Below are 26,568 nucleotides of genomic sequence, written 5' to 3'. Positions count from 1 at the left end.
TTTTGAGCGCGCCGCAAAGGCAGTTCGCCGGCCGCTAATAGGCCTTTTGGGCTGGAACGGTGACCGAGATCGTCGTCCCCTCGCCCGGTTTGCTGTCGATCTCGATCTCTGCGCCGATGCAGCCTGCCCGTTCACGCATGCCGACCAGGCCCCAATGCCCTGGGCGGTGGCCGGATGCGACGACGCTTGCGTCCAGTCCCCGCCCGTTATCCGCGATCCGAACATTGACCGAGTCGCTGCTGTATTCAACGGCGAGTTCGATCCGGCTGGCGCCGGCGTAGCGCGAAGCGTTAAAGAGCCCTTCGCGTGCGATGGCGTACAACTCGTCGTGCACCTGCTGGCGCAGCTGGCGCGGGCTTCCGTCGACATTGACTTCAAAGGCGTGTGCTCCGTGGGCGGCCAGGCCTTTGCCAAACTGCCCCAGTATTTGTTCAAGATGTTCCTGCGATGCCGATGCGCGCAGGTCCAGGATCTGGTCGCGCCCCTCCACCAGCAGCTTCTCTGCGAAGTCGAGCGTCTGGTTCAGGCAATCGCGCTCCGGAGAGCCTTCCTTCAGGTACCTGCTATGTGCATCGAAAGACAGCAGCAAGGACTGCACGCTTTGCAGCAGTGTGTCGTGCAGGGCGCGCGCGATGCGCGAACGTTCCGCCATGCGCTCGAGCATGCGTTCCTGCATCTGCCTGGTCAGGTAGTGCAGGCGCATTGCGTAGGCTATAAACAGGGTCATGACAATGACAAACACCATCAGCAACTTGAACCAGGTGCTCTCTATAAAGGTCGGTGGAATATCGATTTCCAGCACTGCGCCCCTGCTGTTCCACAAGCCATCTTCATTCGATCCGTTAACCTCGAATCGATATTTTCCCGGCGCCAGGTTGGTGAAGTAAGCCTGCCGGCGGCCCACTGCTTCCTGCCATTCGCGGTCCATGCCTGCCAGGCGGTAGCGCAGGCGCACACGCTCGGGAAGCGCCAGGCTCAAAGCCGTGAAATCGACCTGCAGGCTGCGGGTGCCTTCCGGCAGCCGGATCAAGTGACGTTCAGGAATCGCATATCGCTGGCCATTGGCGGTCACGCCAACCACCTCCACCGGTGGGGCAATGGGGTTGCGCAGGATATTTTGGGGATCGATTGTGCCGACAGATCCGGTGGTTGCGTACCAAAGGAAACCGTCACGAGCGAGCTTCAACGATGGCACAGGACGCAGCTGCGGCGCATGGCCTTTCATGCCGTCGTGCGCGTCGAAGCGTTCGAAGGCGACAGGCTTGCGGGCATCCTTCATCCAGGCCGCCAGGCCGGCGGCAGGAACTCGATACAATCCGTCCGCACCGTGCAGCCACAGGTCGCCGCCCGGCATCCGGACGATGCCGGATACGCCGCGAAACCCTTCGGCATGCTCTCCGAGTAGCGCGGCAAAGCGTCCGTTGCGATACAGCGCGACACCCTTCTCGCCCCCGGCCCACATATTGCCTGCGTCGGCGTACAGCGTCATTACCGTGCCGAGTTGCAGGCCCTGTTCCGCGCCGAGGGTGCGTGCCTTGCCGTTGCTGATGATGGTGGCCAGGCTGCGCAAGTGCGCCATCCACAAGTTGCCATCCTGGTCCCGCGCCATTGACGTGGTGAGCAAGTCCGGGATTCCTTGCACCCCGCCCCACTTGATCCATTTGCCATCGACGATCTTGTAGACACCTTTGCCTGAAGAAATCGCGACCCACAAGGCGCCGTCGAGATCCTGTTGCATGGCGTGGATACGCAAAGTTTTAAGCTCGTCCGGGAAGCGAATCATGCTGATCACGCCATCGGTGGCGCGGCGCACTACGCCGTCCATTCCTCCCAGCCAAAGCACGCCGTCCGGACCGGTATAGCTGGCGGTCAGCTTCCCCGCAACCTCTCGCTTGATGCGCCCTGCCCTGCTAAAACTCCACAGGTCGCCTGCATAGTCCCCCACCCACAAGTCGCCGGAAGGTCCGCTCACGAGTGCAGGAAACTCCAGCTGTTTTTCGAGGGGGACTGTGCGTAAGCGATTCGGACGCAGCCGGTCGATTCCTTGCGAGGTGGCGATCCAGAGACTGCCTTCCCGATCCTCGAGCAGCGCCCCTATCATCGGGCCGCTGATCCCGTTTTCGATTGACAGGCGCTGTGCCGGATTGCTACGCTTTGCAGGATCAAGCCTGCGCTCAAGGCCATCGGGCTGGGTGATCCACATGGCGCCGCGGCGGTCAAACCGCATCAGCGCACCTTCGACCTCGGGCAGGACTGCCTGATTCGAGGCCGGAGGAGCAGTATGAATCTTGTAGTAGCCACGCTCGAAATCATTGCCCCAGATGGTCCCATCGGGCGCTTCAGCCAGTGAAACCAGTGTCTTGCGCGGCCATGCCTGCTTGAAGCGCGCCTCGCCTTGTGGCCGGAAGAAGGCGCCCGTGTTCGTCCCGACCCAGGTCGTGCCATCGCGGGAAAACAGGATCTGGAAGACGCCCAGCGTTGGCAGGCCGGCTTCCGGACCGAGATGGTGGAAGCGCTTGCCGCCCGCAGGCAGCACCGCTACGCCGTCGCGCATCGCAACCCAGGTAGCACCATCCGGCGCCACCTCTATGTGCAAAGCCCCAACCGGCTGCAAGCCATCGTTCTCGGTATACGTGTGCGCCCCATTTTTGCGGAACACGGATACGCCGCCGGCGCGGTATCCGACCCAGAGCGCTCCATCCGGCGCGGCGGCCAGAGCCATCACATTGCTGGACTCAAGCTGGTGCCCGAAGACGCGTTCGGTGCGTTCAAAACTCACGCCATCGAAGCGATACAAGCCTGTCGGCGACGAAATCCATAGCCAGCCATCGGCGCCTTGCGCAAATTTCGTGGCACCTGCCGGCGCACCATCGAGTTCGTTCCAGGCCGTATGCGTGTAATCAACGAGCAATGGGCCCGGTGCTTCGGCCAAAGCTGGCCGCAGCACGGTCGCCAGGCAGAGGAAAAACAGGTATTGAAGTGCGCGCTGGATCATCTGCCGCGCATTCTAGCCGATCTTGCTTGGCGCGACGAACGCAAGAGCCTCTTCAAACGATTGGAGTACCAGGTCGACGTGCGAGGCAACAGTCGCGTGTTCATTCCCGACATCGTCGCGAGGGCGGATCGTGACCAGTTGAACGTCGGGCAACGCGGCGCGCAGCTCGGTGACGGCTGCAATCCAGGCCGCAGGGGCGCTTTGTATTGGATACGTGACGAATACCGTGGAAACGAGGTTGTCGGCCCCGGGATCGTCTTCAGGTCCGCCCGGATTGAGAACGAAACTGCGTGCGTCCAGTTTCGCATCGCGGAAAACCAGAACCAGCAATTCGCTCAGGAACTCCTCGCGCACGCCCGGCATGGAGGTGCAGACGATGACCGAACGTGCAGGCACGTCCAGCGAACCCTGCCAGCGACCCAGCCTTTCTTCGCGCTGGTGCCGCAGATGGGCGCCAACATTTTCAACGAGCATGGAGATGTTGCGCCGGCGCGCACGGCTCGGCGCGTGGCCGGCGTCCAGGGCATCGGCGACCATTGCCACTGTCGCCCGCAAACGGCTTTCCTGGCCGGTCTGTAGGTCCGTCCCAGCCATTGCGAGGCCAGGCAACAGCACCATGTCGCAATAACGCGCCAAGGTCGATTTGCGCAGGAAAGCGCGCGCATCCTCGATAATCGCGTTCGCATCGCCGCTCAGCACCCGGTGGTAGAAGCGCTGCGCCTCATTGGTATTTGGCGACTCCGCGAACATGATGCTGATCGGCTCCAGGCTCTTGATATAGCGGCCGCCAACCACGATGCACAGCGTCAGCGGCGTGGAGAGAAGCAGTCCTAACGGCCCCCAGATCGCGCCCCAGAACAATGCCGAGACAATCACCGCCAGCGGCGACATGCCGACGCTGTGTCCATACACGCGCGGCTCGATGACATTCGCAACGAATACTTCGAGCACGATGAACAGCACAATGGCGTAAATGGCAAGCGACCACCCAGGTTCGACCGCAGCGGCAAAAAGTGCAATGGCAGCCCCAGCGATCAGTGCGCCAATATAGGGCACAAAACGAAGCGCGGCGCAGAGTGCGCCCCATAGCATGGCGTGCGGGATGCCGATCAGCCAAAGCGCAATCGAGATCACCACGCCAAAAGTCAGGTTCAGCAGCAATTGCGTGAAGAAGAACCTGGAAACACCCTCCGCCGCGTCTTCCAGGCCCTTGATCGTGCGGCTCACTTCGCGCTGGCCGACCAGCCGCAGTACGCGGTCCCGCAAATTTTCACGGTCCAGCAGGATGAAGATCATCAGTACCAGCACGAGGAAAGCTTCGCCCAATGGGCCTGAGACCACGCCAATCGCCTTGGCGATCGAATCGCTGGTGCTGGCGTGCTCGCGGATTTCCACCGGTACCGGCCGCGGGCCCGTTTCAAGTGCTGCCGAGGGTGATTCTTCCAGCAGTTGCGGAGTAAGGCGAGCCAGCGGATGCTGGGCCAGTTCCTCCAGCGATTTGGACTTGGAACGGATTTCGGCGGTGTATTCAGGCAGGTCGGACGTCAGCGCCATCACGTTTGCGCCCAGCATCGCGAAGGTGCCGGCAAACGTCACGATCACCAGTGCCAGTCCCGCAAAAGTGGCATTGACGCGCGACAGGCCCAGGCTGCCCATCGAACGAATCAGCGGTGCCAGCGCAAGGCTCAACACCAGCGCCGTTACGACCGGTTGCAATACCTCCCGGCCGAAGTAGAGAAGGCCAAGGACACAAGCCGCCGTGACGGCAAAATTCACTTTCATACGGTTTCCGCTACAGGCATCAGGGACAATGCAAATCTTGAAGGGGTCTGCTGGCTGGATTTGCGCCGGCAGCCATCATACTTGATCTTCTTCCTCCTTACGGTGATAAAACTGCCCTTGGCGGCGCATTTCCTGCTGCCGCCTGACACCACGCGCCGCGCGGACGCGATAGCTCTTTTCAGCGGCTTCAACAAAAACTGACTGCGATGCCGCTTGTTTGGCAGAAGTTGCAGCGCACGCTTGACTTTGTTGTTCAGATGGACAATATTGCCTACCAGCAATTGGAAAGGATTCCACTCAAGGAGGTTTCATGTTGACCAAACACAGGATCACCCAGGGCTTGCCGTTTGCCCTCGCAGCAGTGCTGGCGGCTTGCGGCGGCGGTAATGGAAACGACAGCGGCGCGCCGGGAACAGTATTGAAGGCGCAGAGCAGCGCGCAATCGAGCGAGACCGCTTTGACGCCGGCCAGTGCGACGGCTTCGTCGATCGAGCGCGGCGACCTGTCGGCTGCGGCGGCCATCGACCACAACGACGGCACACGCTGGAGCAGCGGCTTCACCGACGACCAGTACCTGACGCTCGATTTCGGCAAACCGGTGGCGGTCAACCGGGTCACGATCGCCTGGGAAAATGCGCACGCCTCCGAATACCTGCTGCAGGTATCGGACGACAACGCAAGCTGGAGCACCATCAAATCAGTACAGGACAGCCAGGGCGGCACAGAAGACTGGTCCGGCCTTGCGGGCCAGGGCCGCTACCTGCGCATGAAAGGCATCAAACGTTCATCGCAATACGGCTATTCGATCCTCGAGATGCAGGCGTTCTCCGGCACGCCGGCCTCCCCCAACCCGACGCCGCAACCGGAGCCGCAGCCTGGCGATCCCTCCGCGCCGGGCCTGGTGGTGAAGCCGGTTGCCGCAACTTCGTCTGCGGTGGAGAATGCCGGCCTTGCAGCTGCCGCCGCCATCGATGGCCAGGCCAACACCCGCTGGGCAAGCGCGAAAGAGGACGGCGCATGGATCCAGTTCGATTTCGGTGCCCGCACTGCCGTCGGCTATATGAAGCTGGCCTGGGAAAACGCCTATGCCAAACAGTATTCCCTGCTGGTTTCGGATGACGGCAACAACTGGTCGCAACTGCGGCTGGTTTCAAACGGCCGGGGCGGCACGGAAGAATTCTTCAACCTCGGCGCCAATGCCCGCTATATCCGCATGCAGGGCATTGCCCGCGCCACCCAGTATGGCTATTCCCTGTTCGAAGTCGAGTTCAAGTCGCCAGGCAGCGATAACACGTTGCAGCCTGGCGCGACCTCGGCGCTGCGCTTCCCCGCCGACGGCGACGGATTCGCACCTTTGCCGGCCGCCGCATCGCCGCTGGAGACGCTGCAGTTCACGCTGGCCGACGGCACCCTCGTTACGCGCTTTGGTGCCCGCGGTTTCGCGCGCCACGGCCGCGAGCGTGGCGAAGACTGGAATGAAATCGGCTACGGCCCGAATGAAACGGTGGATCCCGCCAGCGGGCTGCCGCTCGACAAGGGGCCCGGCAATTACCTGACCTTCGTGCCGCAATACTTCAAGAACCGCACCTGGGGCGTGGAGATCGTCGATAACAGCCGGGTTCCCGGCGTGAGCAAGCCCACGCTGGTGGTGAACCAGTACACGACGGTCGATTTCCTCTCCGGCGGCATCGCCTTCTTCCGCGCGATCGACCGGCCGGGCGTCACCGGCTACGGCTGGATGGCGCCCGGCGAACTGGTCGATAACAATGTCAAGGTCTGCACGCCTTCGCCCTATCCTGCCGCCGGCCGGCTCGCCGCACCGGGCGGCATCAATGGCGCCTGCACCCTGCTCATCAAACAATATCCCGGCATGAATGCGCTGGATGCGAACGGCTTCCCGAACGGCGGCAACATCCCGGCGCGGCCGCTGGTGGCGGGGGATGTGATCGAAGTCTCGCCTTCCATGTTCTCTACCACCGAGTCCATGCTTGGCAAAGGCGATAGCGGCGGCATCCGCTACTACTCGGCCGAATGGACCTACGTGGTCGGCGCAGGGCTGCGGCCCTGGTACGGTGTGCAGCCGCGCCTGAACTCCGTGCCGCTACCGGCGGACACGTTGTCAGGCGGCCTTGGCTCGGTGTCCTACAACTATTCGGACAATGGCTTGTTCATGTTCCAGCAGCCGCAGAATAATGTGGGCATGCAGAATATGCAGCGCTTCGTCGAAGGCCGCCGCCTGATCCACACCAGCTTCACCAGCGGCGAGCATAATGAGGCCGGCAACGACCGCTACACGCCGGCCGTCGGCCTGCAGGGCCCGCGCTTCAACCAGTCCGCCTGCATCGGCTGCCACGTGAACAATGGCCGCAGCCCAGCGCCGCTGGCAGTCAACCAGAAGCTCGATAGCATGTCGGTGCGGGTCGCTGTGACTGGCGCGGACGGACAGCAAATGCCGCATCCGCTGTATGGAGCTGCGGTGCAGATGAATGCGGTCTCTGCCAGCGGTGCCCCGCAGAACTGGGGCACCGGGGTGCGCGTAGCCGGTTTCGAGACCCGTTCGGCCAAACTGGCCGATGGCACGACGATTGAACTGCGCAAGCCGGCCATCGCTTACGAAGGACCTGCACCGGAGATTGCATCGCTGCGTGCCGCGCAGCCGATGATCGGTACCGGCCTGCTCGAAGCAATTCCCGAGGCCGATATCCTGGCCCGTGTGCGCAGCGCACCGGATGCCGACGGCGTCAAGGGCGTCGCCAACTTCGTCTACGATCCGGAAACGGGCGCCGTCCGCCTCGGCCGCTTTGGCTGGAAGGCCTCCAAAGCCACCCTGCGCCACCAGGCCGCGGCTGCCCTGCTGCAGGACATGGCAGTCACGTCGCCGGTCTACCCGAACCGCAGTTGCAGCAGCGATCCTGCCGGCTGCAAGGCGGCCGCAGCCCAGCGCGGCGTCAGCGAACCCGAGCTGCAACTGATCTCGCAGTACCTTGCCCTGGTCGCCGTTCCCGCCCAGCGCAGCCTGCCAAGCGGCTTCCCGAAAGGCGTCGCCCCGCTGGAGGAACACCGCGTCGATGCGCAGCAAGTGGGCGCCGGTTCGCGCCTGTTCCAGGCCATGCGCTGTTCCGCGTGCCACGCCGTCGAAATGCGTACCGGCCCGGGACACCTGCTGGCGGAGCTGCGCAACCAGGCGATCCATCCATACACGGACCTGCTGCTGCACGATATGGGCCCCGGCCTTGCCGACAATTTCGTCGAAGGCCAGGCCAAGGGCGCCATGTGGCGCACCGCGCCGTTATGGGGGATCGGCTACAGCGACAAGGTCATGGGGAACAGCGGCAAGGCCGGGTACCTGCACGACGGCCGCGCGCGCAACCTGACCGAGGCAATCATGTGGCATGGCGGCGAGGCAGAAGCATCTCGCCAACGCTTCGCCGCATTGCCGCAGGGTGACCGCGAAGCGCTGCTGGCCTTCCTGAAGTCGCTTTGATCAGGCCCGTACCGTGTAGTGGTCGTTGAGGGAGGTGTCCGGCGCCATGTTGTTTCGGATCGAAGTATTGACGTCGATGTGCCCTATCCATCCGCCACGGATGTTCATTGCGTCCGCATACATCCGCTTGGCATGGTTCTGGATCGCCAGCGACATGTCATCGTTTGGAAACCTGTAGCGGAAGGACATGGCCGCATAGACCCGGTTCAGTGCCTGCGCGGAAGGATGGGTAAAGTTGCATGTCACCTGAAGGCAGCGGTTAGCGTGATTGGCCATGGTTTGCTCCTGAGGGATGCCGGTTCTCCCGACCATACGTCTGCGCTGCCACGTAACACAAGTATCAGGCCGGGTAACAGTATCAGCGCTACAGGTCCCAGTCCGGGGCCAGGCCTTCGGGGTTGACCATGCGGCCGTTGCGCTCGAGCGCCGCGATTTCCGCCGTATCCTGCGCGTTCAGTTGGCTTGGTGGAGAACGGGATCACCGAGTAGCCGAGCTGCATTGCCCAGGCCAGGGTGACCTGGGCAGCAGTGGCCTGATGGCGCGCAGCGATGGCCGCAATTACAGGATCGCCCAGCACCTTGCCGTATTTGTTCCAGGCTGGCGACCAGGCGGCCGGCGGCAAAGTTGTCGTTCCAGACCTTGGGGGTCAGGAACCGCTCCTTGCGCGCCACGCCGGATTCGGCAACGGCCTGCCCTGGCGGAAAGTACCCGGACTCTTGCGGAAAAAGCCTGTTTTCCGCGAAAGATATTTGAGCAATAATCAAATATATGAAGACCACCCTTGACGAAATGCAGGCATTTATTGCCATTGTTGCCACGGGATCGATCAGCGCGGCCGCAGAGCGCCTGGGCTTGACCGTGTCCGCCGCCAGCCGCACCTTGACCCGCCTTGAGGAAAAGCTGGAAACCACGCTGGTGCGGCGTACCACCCGCCGGCTCGAATTGACTGAGGAAGGACAAGCCTTCCTCGACTGCGCCCGGAGCATCGTTGCCAAGGTCGAGGAGACGGAGGAAAAGATGTCCCTGCGCCGCCAGGGACCTGCGGGGCGCCTGCGCATCGACGCTTCCACCCCATTCATGCTGCACGTGATCGTGCCGCTGGTAAATGGCTACCGTGAGCGCTATCCGCGCGTGGAACTGGAGCTGAACAGCAATGAGGGAATCACCGACCTGATGGAGAAGCGTACCGACGTCGCATTCCGCATCGGCCGCCTGCGCGACTCGACCTTGCACGCCACGCCCATCGGCACCGGCAAGCTGCGTATCCTGGCCAGCCCGGCATACCTGGAACAGCACGGCGCACCCGCTACCGTGGCAGACCTGGCAAACCACACCATCCTTGGCTTCAACCAGCCCGAGACCTTGAACGACTGGCCATTGGAGGATGCGGATAGCCAGCCGGTCCACGTCACGCCGGATATTTACACCTCAAGCGGCGAGACCCTGCTGCACCTGGCGCTGCACGGCGCGGGCATCGTATGCCTGTCGGATTTCCTGAGTAACGCCGACCGCAAAGCGGGCCGCCTGCAGCAGGTCCTGGTAGCGGAAACATTGGAGGTTCGGCAACCGATCAATGCCGTCTACTACCGCAATACAGCGCTTTCGGCGCGGATTGCGTCGTTCGTGGACTACATGAAGGAAAAACTGGGCGATCGCGGCTTCGACGAGCCGGTATAATATCCACCCTTGCAACTGTAGGGTTATCTCAGAATGTCTCTGCTTGACCACGAGCTCGAACTGCTGGCGCCAGCCAAAACCGCGGACATTGGCCGCGAAGCCATCCTGCACGGCGCGGATGCGGTGTATATCGGCGGCCCCGCCTTTGGCGCGCGCCACAACGCCAGCAATCCGATCGAGGATATTTCCGCGCTGGTGGAATATGCCCACCGCTACCGCTCACGCATCTTCGTGACCATGAACACCATCATGCACGATTCCGAGCTCGACCTGGCCCGCAAGCAGATCTGGCAACTGTACGAAGCCGGCGTCGATGCCCTGATCATCCAGGACATGGGCCTGCTCGAACTGGACCTGCCGCCGATCCAGCTGCACGCCTCGACCCAATGCGATATCCGAACGGTTGAAAAAGCCAAGTTCCTGGGCGACGTCGGTTTCTCCCAGCTGGTGCTGGCGCGTGAGCTGACCCTCGACAAGATCAAGCAGATCCGCGCGGAAGTCGATACTCCGCTCGAGTACTTCGTGCATGGCGCGCTGTGCGTGGCCTTCTCCGGCCAGTGCTATATCTCGCACGCCGACACTGGGCGCAGCGCCAACCGCGGCGACTGCTCGCAGGCCTGCCGCCTGCCGTACACCCTGTCCGACAACCAGGGCCGCGTGGTTGCCTTCGAAAAGCACTTGTTGTCGATGAAGGACAACGACCAGAGCGCCAACCTGGAAGCACTGGTCGACGCCGGCATCCGCTCCTTCAAGATCGAAGGCCGCTACAAGGACATGGGCTATGTGAAGAACATCACCGCCCACTACCGCCTGCTGCTGGACGAGCTGCTCGAGCGCCGTCCGGAGTTTGCGCGGGCCGCCAGCGGCCGCACCCGTGTACTGTTCACGCCCGACGTGGACAAGACGTTCCACCGCGGCCATACCGACTACTTCGCCAACGGCCGCCAGGAAGATATCGGCGCTTTCGATTCGCCCAAATACGTCGGCGTCGAACTGGGCACCGTAGTGCGCTTGGGCGGCGACCATATCGACGTCATCACGAATGCGCCGATGGCCAACGGCGACGGCCTGAATTACATGAACAAGCGCACCACGGTCGGCATCCAGGCCAACAAGGCCGAAAAAATGGGCGACACCGAAGACGGCCAGCGCTGGCGCGTGTTCCCCAACGAGCAGATGGCTACCCTGCCCGGCCTGAAAGTGGGCACAGTGATCCACCGCAACCGCGACCACCAGTGGGAAGCGGCGCTGCACAAAAAGTCCGCCGATCGCCACGTCGGGCTGCAGCTGGCGCTTGCCGAAACCGAAGGCGGCTTGCGCCTGTCGATCATCGATGAGGACGGAATCGTCAGCAGCACCGACGCAGTGCTTGCGCTGCAGCCGGCGCAGAATGCCGAACAAGCCGAGAGCGGCTTGCGCGCCAGCCTGGCAAAACTGGGCAACACCATGTTTGTCGCCGACCATGTGGAATTGAAGTTGTCGCAGCCCTGGTTCGTGCCTTCATCTGCGATCAACGCCCTGCGCCGCGATGCGGTGGCGGCGCACGAAGCGGCGCGCCTGGCAGCCTGGCAGCGGCCGCAGCGCAAAGCGCCGGCCGAGCCGCGCGCCATTTATCCGGACACGCAACTGAGCTTCCTGGCCAACGTCTACAACGAAAAAGCGCGCGAGTTTTATCACAAGCACGGCGTGCAGCTGATTGCCGCGGCTTACGAATCGCATGAGGAAGCGGGCGAAGTGCCGCTGATGATTACCAAGCATTGCCTGCGCTTCTCGTTCAACCTGTGCCCGAAGCAGGCGAAAGGCGTGCAGGGTGTGCAGGGCCAGGTGAAGGCTGAACCGATGACCCTGGTCAGCGGCGACCATACCTACACGCTGCGCTTCGATTGCAAGCCGTGCGAGATGCACGTGGTTGGCGCGATGAAACCAGGCATCCTGAACTCCCCTCCTCCATCGGCGGTACCGTACAGTCCGCTGGTATTCCACCGCAAGCGGCCGAACTAAGCCAGCAAGGCGCGCGCTTCCGCCAGCAAGCCCTCGGCGCAGGGCTTGCCGGTCTTGGATTCGCGTAAAGACACATGCCACAGGCCGATGACACCGGCCAGCTGGCTTTCGTCCTTCGCATGTTCGATACGGCGCACCAGGTCTGCCGCCATCAGGCCCAGATGCTTGCGCGCCGCCGCCACCATGAAATCGCGCGCGGCTGCCAGCGCTGCGGTCCCGGCGGCAGGACGGGCCGGCAGCGCGGCCGGGGCGGATGCAATGCCCACCAGGCCTTTGCGCAACAAGGCTTCGACCGCCTCCAGCATTTCCTCTTCGCCCAGCCAGGTCTCGATCTCGCCCAAGGCCTTCTGGCCGTCGATCAGGATCAGCACCGAACGCTGGCGTGCGCTCAGTCCGGCGCTGCGCTGGACAAATTCGACCCGGCCGGCATCGGTCTTGCTGAAGACCGTGGCACGCACGCGCATTCGATTTTCTGGAGTCAATTGCATATTGACATGCTAAGGGGTAATTGTGACAACATCATTTCAGCCTTATACATCTTCCGTGATATAAAGACATCACCGCCGACCTCCCCACGAAGCCATGCCATATCGCCTGCGTACGCTGACAGTCCTGCTGCTCGCTGCTGGAGCGTACTACCTGCTGGCGCGCCTCGGCTTGATGCTCGCACTGGCGCAAAGCAATGCCAGCCCGATCTGGCCCCCTTCCGGTTTTGCGCTGGTATTGCTGTTGCGCTTTGGGCGCCAGCTCTGGCCCGCCATCATTGCTGGTGCCTTCCTGGCCAACCTGGCGGTCTTCCATAACAACAACGTGGCCTCGCTGCCGGTGCTGCTGACGGTCTCGCTGACGATTGCGCTTGGAAATACGGCAGAAGCGCTGCTGGCGCACGGGCTGCTGCGGCACCTTGGCATTGCCGGCATCGCGCTGCAGCGCCAGCGCGAAGTGTATAAATTTGGCGGCGTGGCCGCCGCTGCCGCCCTCGCATCGGCCGTGGTTGGCGTGCTCTCGCTCGTACTGTCCGGCATCATTCCCCCCGCGCTGACCTGGCAGGTCGCCGCCACCTGGTGGACCGGCGACTTCCTTGGCCTGCTGCTGCTCGCCCCGCTGGCTATGGCAATTCCCGCACGCCCGGCCTGGCCGCAATGGTTGCCGGGGCAACTGGTGTTCCTGGCCACCCTGCTGCTTGCCACGCTGGCTGTTTTCCTGAGCGATTCACATCTCGCCGCGGCCCAGTTCCTGCCGTATTGCCTGCTTTTCTTCCTGGGCCTGGCCGCGGTCAACCGCTGGCGCGACATGGTGCGCATCGCGCTGGCTGTCATTTCCGGCATCGCCATTCCGGCCACGGTGATGGACCACGGCCCCTTTGTTTCCGGCGTGCTGCACCATTCGCTGCTGTCGCTCTCGACCTACCTGGCCATCAGCAGCATCCTGGCCTGGGTCCTCGCCACGGAAGAAGACCCGGGCCTGGCGGAGAGCTATGTCTGGACGCCAATCCTGATCCTGTTGGCCTGCATGAGCCTGACTGTCGGCGCCTGGGGCTGGATCACCTATGACACCGAAGCGCGTACCAGTGAACGCTTCCAGCGCGCTGCCGACAATGTGCGCGAGACCGTCCGCCTGCGCATGGAGGGATATGAATCGCTGCTGCGTGCCGGCACGGCACTGTTCGACGCCTCCAGAAGCGTCGAGCGCGACGAATGGACACAGTTCATTGCGGGACTGGATGTGACCACCCAGTATCCCGGCGTGCTCGGCGTCGGTTTCGCGCGCTTTGCTCCCGCCGGCGCGGTAGCTGCACTCAACAAGGAATTGCGGGTCTGGCCGGAAGGCGATCGCGACCTGCATGCGGCCGTCGTCTACCTGGAGCCTCGGTCGCACCGCAACGAGGCTGCCCTTGGTTACGACATGATGTCCGAGCCGACGCGGCGCGATGCCATGGTGGCCGCCATGCAAAGCGGGAAACTGACCGCCAGCGGCCCGATAACCCTGGTCCAGGAAATCGCCGGGCCCAAGCAGGCAGGTTTCCTCATGTTCAATCCCGTGTATCACAACAATGCGGCCGGGCACCGTGAGCTGCACGGCTTTGTCTATATTCCCTTCCGCATGGGCGACCTGATGGAGGGCATCTTCGGCAATGGCTTGCGCGAAGTCCGGCTCGACGTCTACTTCCAGGACACCAAGGGCCAGCTCATGTACACCAGCGCCCGCAGCGGCACCGGGCAGAGTTTTACCCGCCTGTCCAGCCTGCAATATGTACCGGTGGGCGACAACGGCCAATCCTGGGCCCTGAACGTGCACCCGACCGCCCTGTTCGATGCCTCGGTCGACCAGGGCAAATCCTTCCTGGTGCTGGTAATGGGTACCCTGATCAGCCTGCTGTTTTTCGGCGCCAGCCGCAACCTGGTGCACGAACGCATTGCAGCGCTGCGCGCCAAGGATCAGTCGGCCAGGCAGCTCGAACAGCAGACCGCCAGCCTGGAAGAATCCGAAGCACGCTTCAAGCTGCTCACTTCGCATATCCGCAACCACGCCATCGTGCTGCTCGATCCGGCGGGCACCATCACCACCTGGAACGATGGCGCCGAAAAGCTGTTTGGCTACCAGGCTGCGGAAATTGTCGGCCAGCCGCTGCGGGTCCTGTCGACCGAGAGCCATGCCACGCGCAGCATGGCGCTGGCGCTGGAGCATGGCCAGTACGAGTCGACCTCCCTGCGCCGCCGCCGCGACGGCAGCACCTTCCTCGGCCTGAAGCAGCTGTTCCCGGTGCACGACGAGCCGGGCAACTGCATCGGCTTCGCCATGATCATGCGCGACGTCACGGCCGAAAAGGCTGCCGAAAAGGAATTGAACGACGCCAAGACGCAGGCTGAATCGGCCAGCGCAGCCAAGAGCGCCTTCGTCGCAAATATCAGCCATGAGCTGCGCACGCCGTTGAACGCGGTTCTTGGCGTGAGCCAGATCCTGGCGCGCACGCCACTCAATGCGGAGCAGCGCCAGTACCTGGGCATGGTGTCCGGCGCCGGACGCTCCCTGCTTGCGCTGCTCAACGATGTACTGGACTTTTCCAAGATCGAGGCCAACAAGCTGGAGCTGGCCGACGATGATTTCCTGGTCGAAGACGTGCTGTGCGCGCTGGGCGCGGTCATGGCCATGACCAGTGCCGACAAAGGACTGGCCCTGTCGCTGTGCGTGGAAGCGGAAGTGCCGGTCTCGCTGCACGGCGATGTTCAGCGGGTCCAGCAAGTGCTGCTCAACCTGGTCAGCAATGCCCTCAAGTTTACCGACAGCGGCACGGTGAGCGTGCACGCCAGCCGCGACCCGTCCGAGCCCGGCATGCTGCGCTGGGACGTGAGTGATACCGGGATCGGCATCAGCCCGGACCAGATACAACGCCTGTTCACGCCCTTCAGCCAAGCCGACGCTTCGATGGCGCGCCGCTACGGCGGCACCGGGCTTGGGCTGGCGATTTCGCAGCGGCTGGCGCAAATGATGGGTGGCACGATCGAGGTCAGCAGCACAGCGGGCCGCGGCACCACCTTCACCTTCCTGATGCCGCTGCGCGAAGGCGATTTGCCCGACCCGTATGCGCTGACGGGGGCACGCCGCCACTGGCGCGTGCTGTACGCCGATCCCAAGCCGCACCTGCATGACGACGTGGTGCAGCTGGCGGCGCGCTGGGGCTGGCGTTGCGACACGGTCGACTCGGCGGCCGGCATCGTGGCCGCACTGGCGCGCGCCAACTACGACCTGCTGGTCTATGACAGCAGCCTGGCCGGCACCGCCCGCAGCGCCAATGTGCCGCAGCGGATCTGCCTGCGCGGCGGAGCGCAGGCCGCTGCCGGCGGCACCGGGCGGGACCCCGAACTATTGCGGCCGCTGACCCGTTCGGCCCTGTTCCACGCCTTGCACGCCGCGCCAGATAAAGCGGGTTCCCAGCCCAGCCCGGCGCCCGCGGGGCACGGCGCCTTCAGCAACGGCAGCAAGGCACTGGAGGGGCTATCGATCCTGCTGGCCGAGGACAATGCGCTCAACCAGCTGGTCGCACGCAGCATGCTTGAGGCGGTCGGCGCCAGCGTCCATATCGCTGAAAACGGTGCCCAGGCGCTCGATTTCCTGCGCAGCGGCCAGCAGCCGGTCGACCTGGTCTTGATGGATGTGCAAATGCCGGTGATGGACGGCTTCAGTGCAACCCAGGCCATTCGCAAGGAGTTGGGACTGGACCTGCCGGTACTTGCCATGAGCGCCGGCGTCACCCTTGGCGAGCGTGCCGAATGCGATGCCGTCGGCATGAATGGTTTCGTCGCCAAACCGGTCGATGGAGATGACTTAATTGCAACAATTTTACAATTTGTTCACGGCAAGGTACGCAATTGAAATCTCACGAATTGCCACAAACGCTATAATTCACCCGCAGTCATTAAATTTTTGGAAATAAATGAAAAAGCTTTTGATCGGGGCTACTTTTGCTGCCCTGTCGCTGCCGGCGTTTGCCGACACCTTTTCCGCGATTGAAAACCAGCCCTTATCCGAACTTTGGGTAAATCCGGGTTTCTACTCCTATCACTTCCAGCGCGACAAAGGTTTCGACGACACCAATCCCGGATTCGGCGCCGAATACCGCTTTTCCACCGTTGCTTCCCTCACTGCCGGCCGCTTCCACAACAGCGACCGCCAGATGTCGAATTACGCCGGCGTCTACTACCAGCCCTGGGCCATCGGCCCGGTGCGCCTGGGCGCGGTGGTCGGCGGCTTTAATGGCTACCCGAAAATGCGCGATGGCGGATGGTTCCTCGCGGCGATTCCAGTTGTCAGCGTGGAATACCAACGCGTCGGCGTTAACTTTGCTATCGTACCTACATACAAGGAACGTCTGCATGGTGCCTTATCCGTGCAGCTCAAGTTCAAACTGCTGTGATTGACATGAACAAGCGCGCATCCATTGAACACTTGCAGTCCAGCCCGCTCGAGGAATTGCAGCGACTGGCTGGTTTTGTGTGCGGAAAGCCGGTGCCGGCCGAGGCACTGGCGGATGAAGCGCTCTTGTTCTCCTATTTGCCGGAAAATTATTCGGACGAGCAGCACAGCGCGCTGGCCGACCTGGCCGCCTGCGTGCGTACCCAGCAAAGCCTGCGCCAGGGCCTGGACCGCGCCCGGGGTTTCCTGGCCGGTTTTGCAGAGCATGCTCCGGCGCCGCTGTGGATCAAGGACGCCGCCGGCGATTACGTCATGGGCAGCGGCTTCGAGTACCAGGATGGCACTGCCCTGGAAAACCCGGACGTCACCAAGACCATGGAGACCACGGACGAAGGCAAGCGCCACTGGCTGGTGCACAAGTTCCCGATCAATGTGAATGGCGAGTCCTTCACCGGCGGTTCCGCGATCGACGTCACCACTGAGGTGGAAAAAGAACGGGCCCTGATCCGCCATGACAATTTTTATGTGCTGCTGTCGCGCCTGAGCGCCCTGATTCCCCGCTCGCGCACGCTGGAACAGCTCTGCCTCGACGCCTGCCGCCTCGCAGCGCACCAGCCCAGCCTGGACTGCGCCGCCATCAGCCGCTGCGCCGAAGACGGCACGCTGTACCTGTTCGCTTCGGCCAGCCGTGAAGGCCAGGAGCGCCACTGGAGCGTGGGCGAAGCCCCGCCGGACTGGCTGGCAGCCGAACTGGCGGCCCATGTGCTGTCTACCGGCCGGGTGCAATCGGGTTCGCGCAAGGGCCACGAAATCGCTTCCTGCATGGCGGTGCCGCTGTTCGTCAATAACCAGCCCTGGGGTGTGGCGACCTTCTATTCGCGCCGCGAACAGCATTTCGACGCCTTCTACCGCGAGCGCGCCGGCGAGCTGAGCAACGAGCTGAGCTACGGCATCGAGCGCCTGGTCAATGCCCAGGAGATGCATCGCCTGGCGCGCACCAATGTGTTGTCCGGCCTGCCAAGCCGCCTGCAGTTTGAGGAAGAAATTGCCGCCCTGGCCGCTTCCGACGCGCGCGGCACGGTCCTGCAGATCAACATCAACCGCTTCGACGAAATCAGCTCCGCCTACGGCAATGCCGCCGCCGTCGGCCTGATGCGCCATATTGCCCAGCGCCTGCGCTCGGTGGTGGCGGAAAGCATGCTGTTGGCCCACGTCGGTGTCGGCCGCTTTGCGGTGTTCCTGCCGGCACACGGCACCCAGACAGCGGCCGAGTTCATACAGGAAACGGCGGTGCCGATGCTGCAAGGGGCGTACCAGGTCAAGGAGCACAAGATCTGGTGCGCCATCAACGCCGGCGCCGCGGCACTGCCGGACGATGGCACCACCGCCGATGAACTGCTGGTGAAATCCTGGGATGCGCTGTCGGCAGCGCGCGACCTTGACCTGCGCTTCGGCCAGTACGACCGCGCCGCCGACCGCGTCGTGGCACGCCAGATCAGCCTTGAGGTGGAGTTGCGCGAAGCATTGGAGCGCCAGGAGTTCGTCAACTTCTACCAGCCGAAGATCGACCTGCGCACCGGCAAGCTGACCGGCGCCGAAGCGCTGGTACGCTGGCGCCATCCCGTGCGCGGTCTGGTGCCGCCGTCTGAATTCGTGCCGGAACTGGAGCGCAGCGGCCTGGTGATCGCTGTCGGGCGCCAGGTGATGCAGCGCGCCATGCAGGATTGGCGCGCCTGGTACGATGCGGGCCTGCAGCCGCCGCAGATTGCCGTCAACGTCGCGCCGGCCCAGTTCCGCTGCGATTCCCTGGTCAACGATATCGAGCACGCCCTGCACACGGCCGGCGCCGACAACAAGCCGCTGTCGATTGAAATCACGGAAAGCTCGCTGGTGTCCGACCATGACCGCGTGGTTGAAATCCTGAGCAAGGTGCGGGCGCTGGACGTGCCGGTGGCGATCGACGATTTCGGCACCGGCTATTCCTCGCTGTCCTACCTGGTCAGCCTGCCGGTGGACGTGATGAAGATCGACCGTTCCTTTGTCACCCGCATGTCGCAGGATGCCGGCTATATGGGCCTGGTCAGCACGGTGGTGTCCCTGGCGCACAACCTTGACCTCAAGGTTGTAGCCGAAGGGATCGAGACAGAAGAAGAAGCCAAGCTGCTCAAGCTGCTGCGCTGCGAACAGGGACAGGGCTACCTGTATGGCCACCCTGTCCCGGCCGATGAATTCGCGGCCTTGCTCGAACCGGCTTAGTACCCGGTTTAGTACCCGGCTCAGTGCCGCGCTGATGCGCGCGCCGTCGCCACCTGGTCGAGGATATGCTTCGGCACCGCCGCGTAGTGCTGGAACTCCATGGTGTAGGTAGCCCGTCCTTGCGTCAGCGAACGCAGGGACGTGGAGTAGCCGAACATCTCCGCCAGCGGCACCAGCGCGCGGACCTGCTTGCCGCCGCCACCGGGGATTTCGTCCATGCCCTGCACCATGCCGCGCCGCGTGGTCAGGTCGCCCATCACATTGCCCATGAATTCCTCGGGCGTTTCCACCTCGACGTGCATCATCGGCTCCAGCAATTGCGCATCGGCCTTGCGCATGCCTTCCTTGAAGGCCATCGAACCGGCCATGCGGAACGCATTCTCGTTCGAGTCCACGTCGTGGTAGGAGCCGAAGGTCAGCGTGGCGCGCACGTCGACCACCGGGTAGCCCGCCAGTACGCCGCTGTTCAGCGTCTCGCGGATGCCCTTCTCCACCGCCGGAATGAACTCGCGCGGCACCACGCCGCCCTTGATGGCGTCGACGAATTCAAAGCCCTTGCCTGCTTCCATCGGTTCCACCTTCAGCACGACATGTCCATACTGGCCCTTGCCGCCTGACTGCTTGATGAACTTGCCCTCGATATCGCTGACCGCCTTGGTGACGGTTTCGCGATAGGCCACCTGCGGCTTGCCCACTGTGGTTTCGACGCTGAACTCGCGGCGCATGCGGTCCACCAGGATTTCCAGGTGCAGCTCGCCCATGCCGGACATGATGGTCTGGCCCGATTCCTCGTCCGTATGGACGCGGAACGACGGGTCCTCCTGCGCCAGGCGGTTCAGGGCAATCGCCATCTTTTCCTGGTCAGCCTTGGTCTTCGGCTCCACCGCCTGCGAAATCACAGGCTCGGGGAAGACCATCTTTTCCAGGATGATCACCTTGTCCGGATTGCTCAGCGTGTCGCCGGTGGTCACGTTCTTCAATCCCACCGCGGCCGCGATGTCGCCAGCGAACACTTCCTTGATCTCCTTGCGCTCGTTGGCGTGCATCTGCAGGATCCGGCCCAGGCGCTCCTTCTGGCCCTTGGTCGGGTTGTAGACCGTGTCGCCCGAATTCACAATGCCCGAATACACGCGGAAGAAGGTCAGCTGGCCTACAAACGGGTCGGTCATGATCTTGAAGGCAAGCGCAGAGAAAGGCTCGTCATCCGCCGGATGGCGTTCGATCTCGTTGTCGTCCTCATCGTGGCCGGCAATCGCCGGCACGTCGACCGGCGACGGCAAGTACTCGATCACCGCGTCCAGCATGGCCTGCACGCCGCGGTTCTTGAAGGCGCTGCCCGCCAGCATCGGCACGATCTCGTTACGGATCGTGCGCTCGCGCAGCGCGCCCTTGATCTCGTCTTCCGTCAGCGTTTCGCCGTTCAGGTATTTCTCCGTCAGCTCCGGCGTCGCTTCGGCGGCAGCTTCGATCATATGCTCGTGCCACTGCTGCGCCAGCTCTTGCAGGTTGGCGGGAATGTCCTCGTAGCTGAACTTGACGCCCAGCGTTTCGTCGTCCCACATGATGGCGCGCATCTTGACCAGGTCGACCACGCCGTGGAAGTTTTCCTCGGCGCCGATCGGAATCTGGATAGGCACGGCGGTACCTTTCAGGCGATCCTTGATCTGCTGCTGCACGCGGAAGAAATCCGCCCCGACACGGTCCATCTTGTTGACGAAGGCAAGGCGCGGCACCTTGTACTTGTTGGCCTGGCGCCAGACGGTTTCCGATTGCGGCTGTACGCCGCCAACCGAGTCATACACCATGACGGCGCCATCGAGTACGCGCATCGAGCGCTCGACCTCAATCGTGAAGTCGACGTGGCCCGGCGTGTCGATGATATTGATGCGGTGCTCGGGGAAATTGCCGCCCATGCCTTTCCAAAAGGCGGTGGTCGCTGCCGAGGTGATGGTGATGCCGCGTTCCTGCTCCTGTTCCATCCAGTCCATGGTCGCGGCGCCATTGTGCACCTCACCCAGCTTATGGTTGACCCCGGTGTAAAACAGGATGCGCTCCGTCGTCGTGGTCTTGCCAGCGTCGATGTGGGCGCTAATGCCGATGTTGCGGTAACGCTCGATAGGTGTCTTGCGGCTCATCACAATCTCCTTGAACGATGCCTTGTGGGCATCTTCGATTCTATCAGTAACAGGAGAGCGAAGATTGGGCGGCTCAGCAATAAATCAAGGGAATGCTTTCGCCTTTATCATCGCACTCGCGCGCGCGAAATTTCCGGCACCAAGATGATGCAGGGTATGCAGGTCGGCATTGTCCTCGCGGAACGACCAATGCCCGTTAGAAAAAACACGTTCGTCGGCTGCGGCTGCCACCACTTCAGCGAAGCAGGTATCGTAAGCATTTTCGGTATGGTGCTCGGGGATCAGGCGGCATTCGAGCCACGCCACGCAGCCTGAGGCAAGCAGCGGCACACCAGTCGCCGCTCCGGCCCGAAACACGATGCCGAAACGGTCGAACTTGTCGCCTTCACGGCCGCTCGCGGTGCCGACGGCATAGGTCAGGTCGGCTGCTGCCGCACCGGGAATGCAGACTGCGAACACGCCGCTGGCCGCGATCAGCTCGCGGCTGAAGGTGTTTTTGTCGATCACGATGGCGATGCGCGGCGGCGTGAATTCTACCGGCATCGACCAGGCGGCTGCCATGATATTGCGGCGTCCTGCATGGGCGCTGGTGACAAGGACGGTCGGGCCGTGGTTGAGCAGGCGGCTGGCGTGCTCCAGGGCGACCGGCTTGAAGTATTCAAATTGCTGGGTCATCGCCCATTCTAGCGCCGCAGCGGATTCCCTGCAGGCCACTCAGCGCCAGCGGTCCATCACATAGCGGGTGCCGGCACTGTAGGGCGCGCCGGGGTGGCAGATTGTATCCGTGAAATGCAGCGGCATCAGGCACAAGCCGGCGTGGCTGATGAAGTCGCGTCCTTTGCCCGCGAGCGTACCGTCAAGCCGGTTGCCGCTATACAGGTGCAAGCCTGGGCAATCGGTATATATGTCCATCTGGCGGCCGGACCCCGGGTCGGCCAGGCAAACTTTCGGGCCGGCGCCGCCCGCCAGCACGAAATCATGGTCGTAGCCGCCGGCCAGGTCGAGTTGCGGGTCGGGCTGCGCCAAACCTTCGCCGACACTGCGCTTGAGACGGAAGTCGAAAGGCCCACCAGCAACGTCCCGCAATTCTCCAGCCAGCGACGGGTCCGGCCGGAGCCGCAGGTAGTGGGCGGCATCGATGCACAGTTCATGCCCGAGGGTCGTGCCCTCGCCGGCCAGGTTGAAATAGTTATGCTGGCTGATGGCCACCGGCGTGGGCTGGTCGCATAGCGCCTGGTAGCAGCAGCGCAGCTCACCGGCCACACTCAGCTCATAGGCCACCATCAGCAGCAGGTTGCCGGGATAGCCCTCATCGCCATCGCGGCTGAGGCGCCACAGGGTCAGGCGCGCCACCTCATTATCGCTGCTGGCACGCCCCTGCCAGCAGCGCTTGTGCAAGCCACGCCGTCCGACCAGCGCGCCGAAGCGGGCCGTGTCGCGCTCGTAGTCGAGCAAGGTGTCGAAGCCCAGCACGAAATCCACCGGTGCGCCGTGACGGCCAAGCGCCCGCCAGCTGCGGATAATGCAGCCATAGTCGAGGACCGACAGCAGCATCCCCTGCCCGTTATCGAGCGTAAATTCCATGACCGGTTCGCCATTGGCCAGTTCTCCGAACAGGCGGCTGTCGACCTGCGGTTTCATCGGGCGCGCCAGGCGGCGACCAGTTCGCTTGCCCTGGACTCCAGTTCGGGTAAGGTGATGCCAGGCTCATACAGGCGCCCGCCAATGCCGAAGCCATCGGCGCCTGCACGCAACCATTCATGCAAGTTGCCCGCACTCACGCCACCGACCGGCCATACCCTTGCCGAGGGCGGCAACACCGTCTTCACGGTACGCAGGCCGATCGGCCCCAGCGTCTCAGCCGGAAACCATTTGATCGCGTCAGCACCGGCTGCCAGTGCCGCCAGCGCTTCGGTCGGGGTGGCTACGCCTGGCATGGTCAGCATTCCCAGCTCGCGTGCGCGTGCCACGACCGCCGGGTCAAAATTGGGCGCGACCATGATGCGGCCGCCGGCAGCGTGCACCGCGTCTACCTGGGCAACGGACGTCATGGTGCCGCCGCCGACCAGGGCATCACTTGGTTTGATGCTGTCCAGCAGCCGGATGCACTCCAGCGCACCCGGACGGTTCAGCGGCACCTCCAGCAGCCGGAATCCGCTGTAGAACAGGGCTGCCGCAACAGCGGCGGCCTCCGCTTCCGTTAACCCGCGCAGGATCGCCATCAGCGGTGGCTGGAATTGGTCGATTGGGCTCATCAGATCGCCTCCATGAAGCGCGCCAGCGCCGCGTAATATACTTGGTCGGATCGATCAACCCGGTCCCATAGCCGAGCATTTACGCAACTTCGCGGTATGGCGCGCCCCGCTCCTGCGACGCGATCAGGTGCAGCACCGGTAGAGAAATGGCGGCTGGCGCCGCCAGTGCCGGGCCCGTTGTTGTTCGATGGGCCATCGTAGCAGCGCGGCTGGCGCGGCGTGCTTACGATACGCGCTGGAAAAACTATCGCGGTGCACCGCCCAGCACCCGGGCCGGCAGCATCACGATGGCGCGCAGCAGTCCGAACACCGCATCAACGCCAATGCCGAGCAGGCGGAATGGCAGCAGCAGGAGCCAGACGATGGGATACAGGACCAGGGCGAGCAAGGCCAATGGCCAGCACAGGAACAACAACAACAGCCATAAGATGAAGCCGAACATCCCAGTACCTCCGATTGAAGTTGAGGCAACTGTATAGCGGACGTCCGGCCCGGACAACGGTCATGCGACCAGTTGCAGTTTAGGCCGACAGATCGCGAAAAACCGGGATCAAGCTGCAAAGGCCGGCAAAGCTGCCGTGTCCCGCAGCAGCACGGCGCGCATATTGGCTTGCAGGGACTGGATCTGGCCGCCGGCGCGATACGCAAAGCTTACCTGCAGCGTTTCCCCGGCGCGCAACTGGACTGGCTCCGCAAGCGGCAAGGTCATGTAGTGGTTCAGCCAGTCGATGGTGCTGTTACGCTCCGGCACCACGGCCAGGATGTTCTTGGTGATGAAGCGCAGTGCGTTGAGCTGGCCGTCGCGCTCGGCGGTAAACTGGCCTTCCCAGCGATACAGCATGTCGTTGGGCTGGGTGAAGTCGATCAGGGAATAGACCTGGGGCTGCGACAGCTCTACCGTCCCATTCTGGATCTGGCCCGGCTGCTGGAATTGCACGATCGGGGCAATGAAGCCATCGAAATCGTATTCCTGCTGTACCGGCTGCACCGCCATCAGGACCGCTTCCGGCATGAAAATGGGCAGCGGGCCGCCAAAACGCTCCAGGTAACGCTGCTTGAAGTGTTCGATGACTTCCACCTGCTTCTCGCGCAGCATGGCGACGTGGATCATTTCGCAGATCACGAGGTCGACCGGTTCCGGCGGCAGGTACTCGAAGGCGTCGGCATGCACTACTTCGACCCGCTCGCCGTTCTTGTTGATGGCCAGGAATTTGCGCGCTTCCTGCACCATATCCGGGTTGAACTCCACGCAATACACCTTGCCTGCCTTCTGCGCGGCGAAGAAGGACAGCACGCCAGTGCCGCCGCCGAGTTCCAATACCTTCATGCCAGGCTTGACCACGAAATCGATGGCCGCCTTGAAGTTGTGCATGCGGTTGGCATCCATCAGCATATTGTGATGGTAATGCACAGGGATGAACTGGCCCAGGTAGCAGCTTTCGATTTCGCGTTCGTTCAGCATGGCAGTGGCGCGGGTGCGCGGTGGGTTTTCGACAATAGGATTGTCGCCCCAAGCACGCTTGGCCATTTGCACGATATGAAAGGGAAATACCGCCTTATTTGCGGCTGAGGTGCTTGCGGATCTGTTCCGCTATCCACGGTTTTTGGGCGCGAACAGCAAATTCGGCGGCATTCTCGCCCCAGGCACGGTCTTTCAGGGTGGCGTTGGCGCCCTCTTCCAGCAGCAACTGGACAGCGTCTTCCTGCCCTTCGCGGGCGGCCAGCATCAGGGGCGTGGTGCCGGTCGGCGACGTGGCGTCGATGGCGGCGTGGCGCTCGAGCAGCAGCTTCATGATGTCCAGGTCGCCGGCGGCGGCGGCGTAATGCAGGGCGGTCCAGCCGGGACGGTTGATTTGTGCGCCTTTTTCCAGCAATGCCAGCACGGCAGGCTTGTTCTTTTGGAAAGCCGCCATTAACAGAGCGGTATTGCCATTGGAGGCTTGCTCGTCGACATTCAGCTTCGGATGGCTGAGCAGCACCTTGACGACCCGCATCGCGTCGTAGCGCAGGGCGAGTATCAGGCCGGTTTCAGCGCGCTCCGGGTCATGCAGGTTCGGGTCCAGGCCACGCGCGAGCACCGCTTTGACGGTGCGGTCATCGTTGATCTGGACGGCGCGGAAGAACGAGACTTTGTCGGCTTCAGCCTCGGTTTCGCCGGCTGCCGGGCTGGCGCCGGCCGGCCCGGTGAGCATCGCCAGCGCGGCCCCGGCCAGGAGGACCAATACCGAGCGGCGGCCGCCCATCAGGCGGCTGCCTTGAAGAGTTCGAAGAAGTTGGCCGAGGTCTGTTCGGCCACCTTTTCCAGCGGCACGCCCTTCAGCCTGGCGATGAATTCCGCCACGTGGGCCACATAGCCCGGCTCGTTCATCCTGCCACGGTACGGTACCGGCGCCAGGTAGGGCGAATCGGTCTCGATCAGCATGCGTTCCAGCGGCACTTCCAGCGCCACGGCCTGCAGCTCCTTTGCGCTCTTGAAGGTGACGATGCCGGAGAAGGAAATATAGAAGCCCTGCTCCATCGAGGCGCGCGCAACGTCGAGCGACTCGGTAAAGCAGTGCATGACGCCGGCCACGCCACCATTGCCGGTGCCGGCGCCTTCCTCGCGCATGATGCGGATCGTGTCTTCCGAGGCGGAACGGGTGTGGATGATCAGGGGCTTGCGCGACTCGCGCGAGGCACGGATATGGGTGCGGAATCGTTCGCGCTGCCATTCCAGGTCGCCTTGCAAGCGGTAGTAGTCAAGGCCGGTTTCGCCGATAGCGACGATTTTCGGGTGCCTGGCCAGCTCCACGAGCTGTTCAACGCTGGGCTCAGGTGTGTCCTCGTAGTCAGGGTGGACGCCGACGGAAGCGTAAATGTGCGGATACTGCTCCGCCAGCGCCAGCACGCGCGGAAAATCGGGCAAGTCGACCGAAACGCATAGTGCGTGGCTGACCTTGTTTTCCGCCATCTTGGCGAGGATTTCTGGCATCCGGGCAGACAGTTCCGGGAAGTCAATATGGCAATGGGAATCGATAAACATTCCGGCATTCTATCGAAAACTGCGGAACTTTTCCTGATCCCGGCAG

The 26,568-nt window shown here is 63.0% G+C and carries 19 protein-coding genes and 1 pseudogene; 6 read left to right on the top strand and 14 right to left on the bottom strand.

The window, feature by feature from the left end; all coding sequences use genetic code 11:
* Positions 1 to 34: 34 nt before the first annotated feature.
* The 3 genes from ASE26_RS19185 to ASE26_RS30745 are packed head-to-tail and all read right to left on the bottom strand — an operon-like array spanning position 35 to position 5,058.
* Positions 35 to 2,995: a sensor histidine kinase gene (locus ASE26_RS19185; protein WP_082591411.1), complete on the bottom strand. Its 2,961-nt coding sequence runs from the start codon at positions 2,993 to 2,995 to the stop codon at positions 35 to 37.
* Between the two features lie 12 nt (positions 2,996 to 3,007).
* Entirely contained in the window at positions 3,008 to 4,777 is a 1,770-nt protein-coding gene (locus tag ASE26_RS19180) for an AI-2E family transporter (RefSeq protein ID WP_057246746.1), read from the bottom strand.
* Positions 4,774 to 5,058, bottom strand: a complete 285-nt coding sequence (locus tag ASE26_RS30745) for a hypothetical protein (protein WP_156409966.1) — start codon at positions 5,056 to 5,058, stop codon at positions 4,774 to 4,776. Before ASE26_RS30745 ends, ASE26_RS19180 begins: the two co-directional genes overlap by 4 nt.
* Positions 5,059 to 5,087: 29 nt before the next feature.
* Here ASE26_RS30745 and ASE26_RS19175 point away from each other — a divergent pair, with 29 nt between their 5' ends.
* The gene (locus ASE26_RS19175) at positions 5,088 to 8,261 is read left to right on the top strand and encodes a di-heme oxidoredictase family protein (RefSeq protein WP_055923466.1); all 3,174 of its coding nucleotides are present in this window, start codon (positions 5,088 to 5,090) and stop codon (positions 8,259 to 8,261) included.
* On the opposite strand, the gene ASE26_RS19170 is transcribed toward ASE26_RS19175, so the two are convergent.
* Both ASE26_RS19170 and dkgB read right to left on the bottom strand, forming a co-directional pair.
* Entirely contained in the window at positions 8,262 to 8,537 is a 276-nt protein-coding gene (locus ASE26_RS19170; RefSeq protein ID WP_156397794.1) for a hypothetical protein, read from the bottom strand. It lies immediately after the preceding gene.
* 88 nt (positions 8,538 to 8,625) lie between these two features.
* Positions 8,626 to 8,848, bottom strand: a pseudogene (gene dkgB / locus ASE26_RS30095) (2,5-didehydrogluconate reductase DkgB); the annotation flags it as partial.
* 182 nt (positions 8,849 to 9,030) lie between these two features.
* Here dkgB and ASE26_RS19165 point away from each other — a divergent pair.
* Together ASE26_RS19165 and ASE26_RS19160 are read left to right on the top strand one after the other, a co-directional pair.
* On the top strand, positions 9,031 to 9,939 hold the full coding sequence (locus ASE26_RS19165) for a LysR family transcriptional regulator (RefSeq protein ID WP_055923472.1): 909 nt from the start codon (positions 9,031 to 9,033) through the stop codon (positions 9,937 to 9,939).
* A gap of 33 nt (positions 9,940 to 9,972) precedes the next feature.
* Positions 9,973 to 11,940, top strand: coding sequence for a U32 family peptidase (locus tag ASE26_RS19160; RefSeq protein WP_057246745.1), 1,968 nt, complete (start codon positions 9,973 to 9,975; stop codon positions 11,938 to 11,940).
* On the opposite strand, the gene ASE26_RS19155 is transcribed toward ASE26_RS19160, so the two are convergent.
* Positions 11,937 to 12,404, bottom strand: coding sequence for a hypothetical protein (locus tag ASE26_RS19155; protein WP_057246744.1), 468 nt, complete (start codon positions 12,402 to 12,404; stop codon positions 11,937 to 11,939). The two genes, ASE26_RS19160 and ASE26_RS19155, sit on opposite strands and share 4 nt — an antisense overlap.
* 118 nt (positions 12,405 to 12,522) lie before the next feature.
* On the opposite strand from ASE26_RS19155, the gene ASE26_RS19150 reads away from it, so the two are divergent.
* The 3 genes from ASE26_RS19150 to ASE26_RS19140 all read left to right on the top strand — a co-directional run bounded on the left by ASE26_RS19150 (position 12,523) and on the right by ASE26_RS19140 (position 19,110).
* Positions 12,523 to 16,314 (top strand): CHASE domain-containing protein, encoded by a 3,792-nt coding sequence (locus tag ASE26_RS19150; RefSeq protein ID WP_055923481.1) that lies wholly within the window; start codon positions 12,523 to 12,525, stop codon positions 16,312 to 16,314.
* 61 nt (positions 16,315 to 16,375) lie between these two features.
* Complete coding sequence (locus ASE26_RS19145; RefSeq protein ID WP_055923484.1) at positions 16,376 to 16,855, top strand: hypothetical protein; 480 nt, start codon at positions 16,376 to 16,378, stop codon at positions 16,853 to 16,855.
* A gap of 5 nt (positions 16,856 to 16,860) precedes the next feature.
* Complete coding sequence (locus tag ASE26_RS19140; protein ID WP_156409965.1) at positions 16,861 to 19,110, top strand: EAL domain-containing protein; 2,250 nt, start codon at positions 16,861 to 16,863, stop codon at positions 19,108 to 19,110.
* Positions 19,111 to 19,130: 20 nt separating this feature from the next.
* Here ASE26_RS19140 and fusA read toward each other — a convergent pair whose 3' ends face one another.
* The 8 genes from fusA to ASE26_RS19100 all read right to left on the bottom strand — a co-directional run bounded on the left by fusA (position 19,131) and on the right by ASE26_RS19100 (position 26,522).
* Positions 19,131 to 21,245: an elongation factor G gene (gene fusA / locus ASE26_RS19135; protein ID WP_055923490.1), complete on the bottom strand. Its 2,115-nt coding sequence runs from the start codon at positions 21,243 to 21,245 to the stop codon at positions 19,131 to 19,133.
* 84 nt (positions 21,246 to 21,329) lie between these two features.
* Positions 21,330 to 21,920 carry a flavin reductase family protein gene (locus tag ASE26_RS19130; RefSeq protein WP_055923493.1) on the bottom strand — a complete coding sequence of 197 codons (591 nt, stop codon included), beginning with the start codon at positions 21,918 to 21,920 and terminating at the stop codon, positions 21,330 to 21,332.
* A 39-nt stretch (positions 21,921 to 21,959) separates the two neighbouring features.
* Positions 21,960 to 22,886 carry an aldose epimerase family protein gene (locus ASE26_RS19125; protein WP_057246742.1) on the bottom strand — a complete coding sequence of 309 codons (927 nt, stop codon included), beginning with the start codon at positions 22,884 to 22,886 and terminating at the stop codon, positions 21,960 to 21,962.
* Positions 22,883 to 23,500, bottom strand: a complete 618-nt coding sequence (locus ASE26_RS19120; RefSeq protein WP_057246741.1) for a 2-dehydro-3-deoxy-6-phosphogalactonate aldolase — start codon at positions 23,498 to 23,500, stop codon at positions 22,883 to 22,885. The genes ASE26_RS19125 and ASE26_RS19120 overlap by 4 nt, the downstream gene beginning before the upstream one ends.
* Before the next feature lie 244 nt (positions 23,501 to 23,744).
* Positions 23,745 to 23,942 (bottom strand): hypothetical protein, encoded by a 198-nt coding sequence (locus ASE26_RS19115; RefSeq protein ID WP_055923502.1) that lies wholly within the window; start codon positions 23,940 to 23,942, stop codon positions 23,745 to 23,747.
* Positions 23,943 to 24,050: 108 nt separating this feature from the next.
* On the bottom strand, positions 24,051 to 24,962 hold the full coding sequence (locus ASE26_RS19110; protein ID WP_055925138.1) for a methyltransferase domain-containing protein: 912 nt from the start codon (positions 24,960 to 24,962) through the stop codon (positions 24,051 to 24,053).
* A 94-nt stretch (positions 24,963 to 25,056) separates the two neighbouring features.
* A complete protein-coding gene (locus ASE26_RS19105; RefSeq protein ID WP_055923505.1) occupies positions 25,057 to 25,743 on the bottom strand; it encodes an ankyrin repeat domain-containing protein in 687 nt (228 codons plus the stop codon).
* Positions 25,743 to 26,522, bottom strand: a complete 780-nt coding sequence (locus tag ASE26_RS19100) for a TatD family hydrolase (protein ID WP_055923508.1) — start codon at positions 26,520 to 26,522, stop codon at positions 25,743 to 25,745. Before ASE26_RS19100 ends, ASE26_RS19105 begins: the two co-directional genes overlap by 1 nt.
* Positions 26,523 to 26,568: the final 46 nt, after the last annotated feature.

It is taken from the genome of Duganella sp. Root198D2 (assembly GCF_001428585.1).
In the GTDB taxonomy this organism is placed as follows: domain Bacteria; phylum Pseudomonadota; class Gammaproteobacteria; order Burkholderiales; family Burkholderiaceae_D; genus Rugamonas.
The sequence above is the reverse complement of the archived record's forward strand: the minus strand, read 5'-3'. Positions and strand labels throughout refer to the sequence as shown.

Coding starts and splice junctions, on each gene's coding strand:
- ASE26_RS19100 (WP_055923508.1), bottom strand. CDS start 26,522: ATGTTTATCGATTCCCATTGCCATATTGACTTCCCGGAACTGTCTGCC.
- ASE26_RS19165 (WP_055923472.1), top strand. CDS start 9,031: ATGAAGACCACCCTTGACGAAATGCAGGCATTTATTGCCATTGTTGCC.
- ASE26_RS19145 (WP_055923484.1), top strand. CDS start 16,376: ATGAAAAAGCTTTTGATCGGGGCTACTTTTGCTGCCCTGTCGCTGCCG.
- ASE26_RS19160 (WP_057246745.1), top strand. CDS start 9,973: ATGTCTCTGCTTGACCACGAGCTCGAACTGCTGGCGCCAGCCAAAACC.
- ASE26_RS19130 (WP_055923493.1), bottom strand. CDS start 21,920: ATGACCCAGCAATTTGAATACTTCAAGCCGGTCGCCCTGGAGCACGCC.
- ASE26_RS19155 (WP_057246744.1), bottom strand. CDS start 12,404: ATGCGCGTGCGTGCCACGGTCTTCAGCAAGACCGATGCCGGCCGGGTC.
- ASE26_RS19140 (WP_156409965.1), top strand. CDS start 16,861: ATGAACAAGCGCGCATCCATTGAACACTTGCAGTCCAGCCCGCTCGAG.
- ASE26_RS19105 (WP_055923505.1), bottom strand. CDS start 25,743: ATGGGCGGCCGCCGCTCGGTATTGGTCCTCCTGGCCGGGGCCGCGCTG.
- ASE26_RS19125 (WP_057246742.1), bottom strand. CDS start 22,886: ATGAAACCGCAGGTCGACAGCCGCCTGTTCGGAGAACTGGCCAATGGC.
- ASE26_RS19115 (WP_055923502.1), bottom strand. CDS start 23,942: ATGTTCGGCTTCATCTTATGGCTGTTGTTGTTGTTCCTGTGCTGGCCA.
- ASE26_RS19185 (WP_082591411.1), bottom strand. CDS start 2,995: ATGATCCAGCGCGCACTTCAATACCTGTTTTTCCTCTGCCTGGCGACC.
- ASE26_RS19120 (WP_057246741.1), bottom strand. CDS start 23,500: ATGAGCCCAATCGACCAATTCCAGCCACCGCTGATGGCGATCCTGCGC.
- ASE26_RS19150 (WP_055923481.1), top strand. CDS start 12,523: ATGCCATATCGCCTGCGTACGCTGACAGTCCTGCTGCTCGCTGCTGGA.
- ASE26_RS19110 (WP_055925138.1), bottom strand. CDS start 24,962: ATGCTGAACGAACGCGAAATCGAAAGCTGCTACCTGGGCCAGTTCATC.
- ASE26_RS19170 (WP_156397794.1), bottom strand. CDS start 8,537: ATGGCCAATCACGCTAACCGCTGCCTTCAGGTGACATGCAACTTTACC.
- ASE26_RS19180 (WP_057246746.1), bottom strand. CDS start 4,777: ATGAAAGTGAATTTTGCCGTCACGGCGGCTTGTGTCCTTGGCCTTCTC.
- fusA (WP_055923490.1), bottom strand. CDS start 21,245: ATGAGCCGCAAGACACCTATCGAGCGTTACCGCAACATCGGCATTAGC.
- ASE26_RS19175 (WP_055923466.1), top strand. CDS start 5,088: ATGTTGACCAAACACAGGATCACCCAGGGCTTGCCGTTTGCCCTCGCA.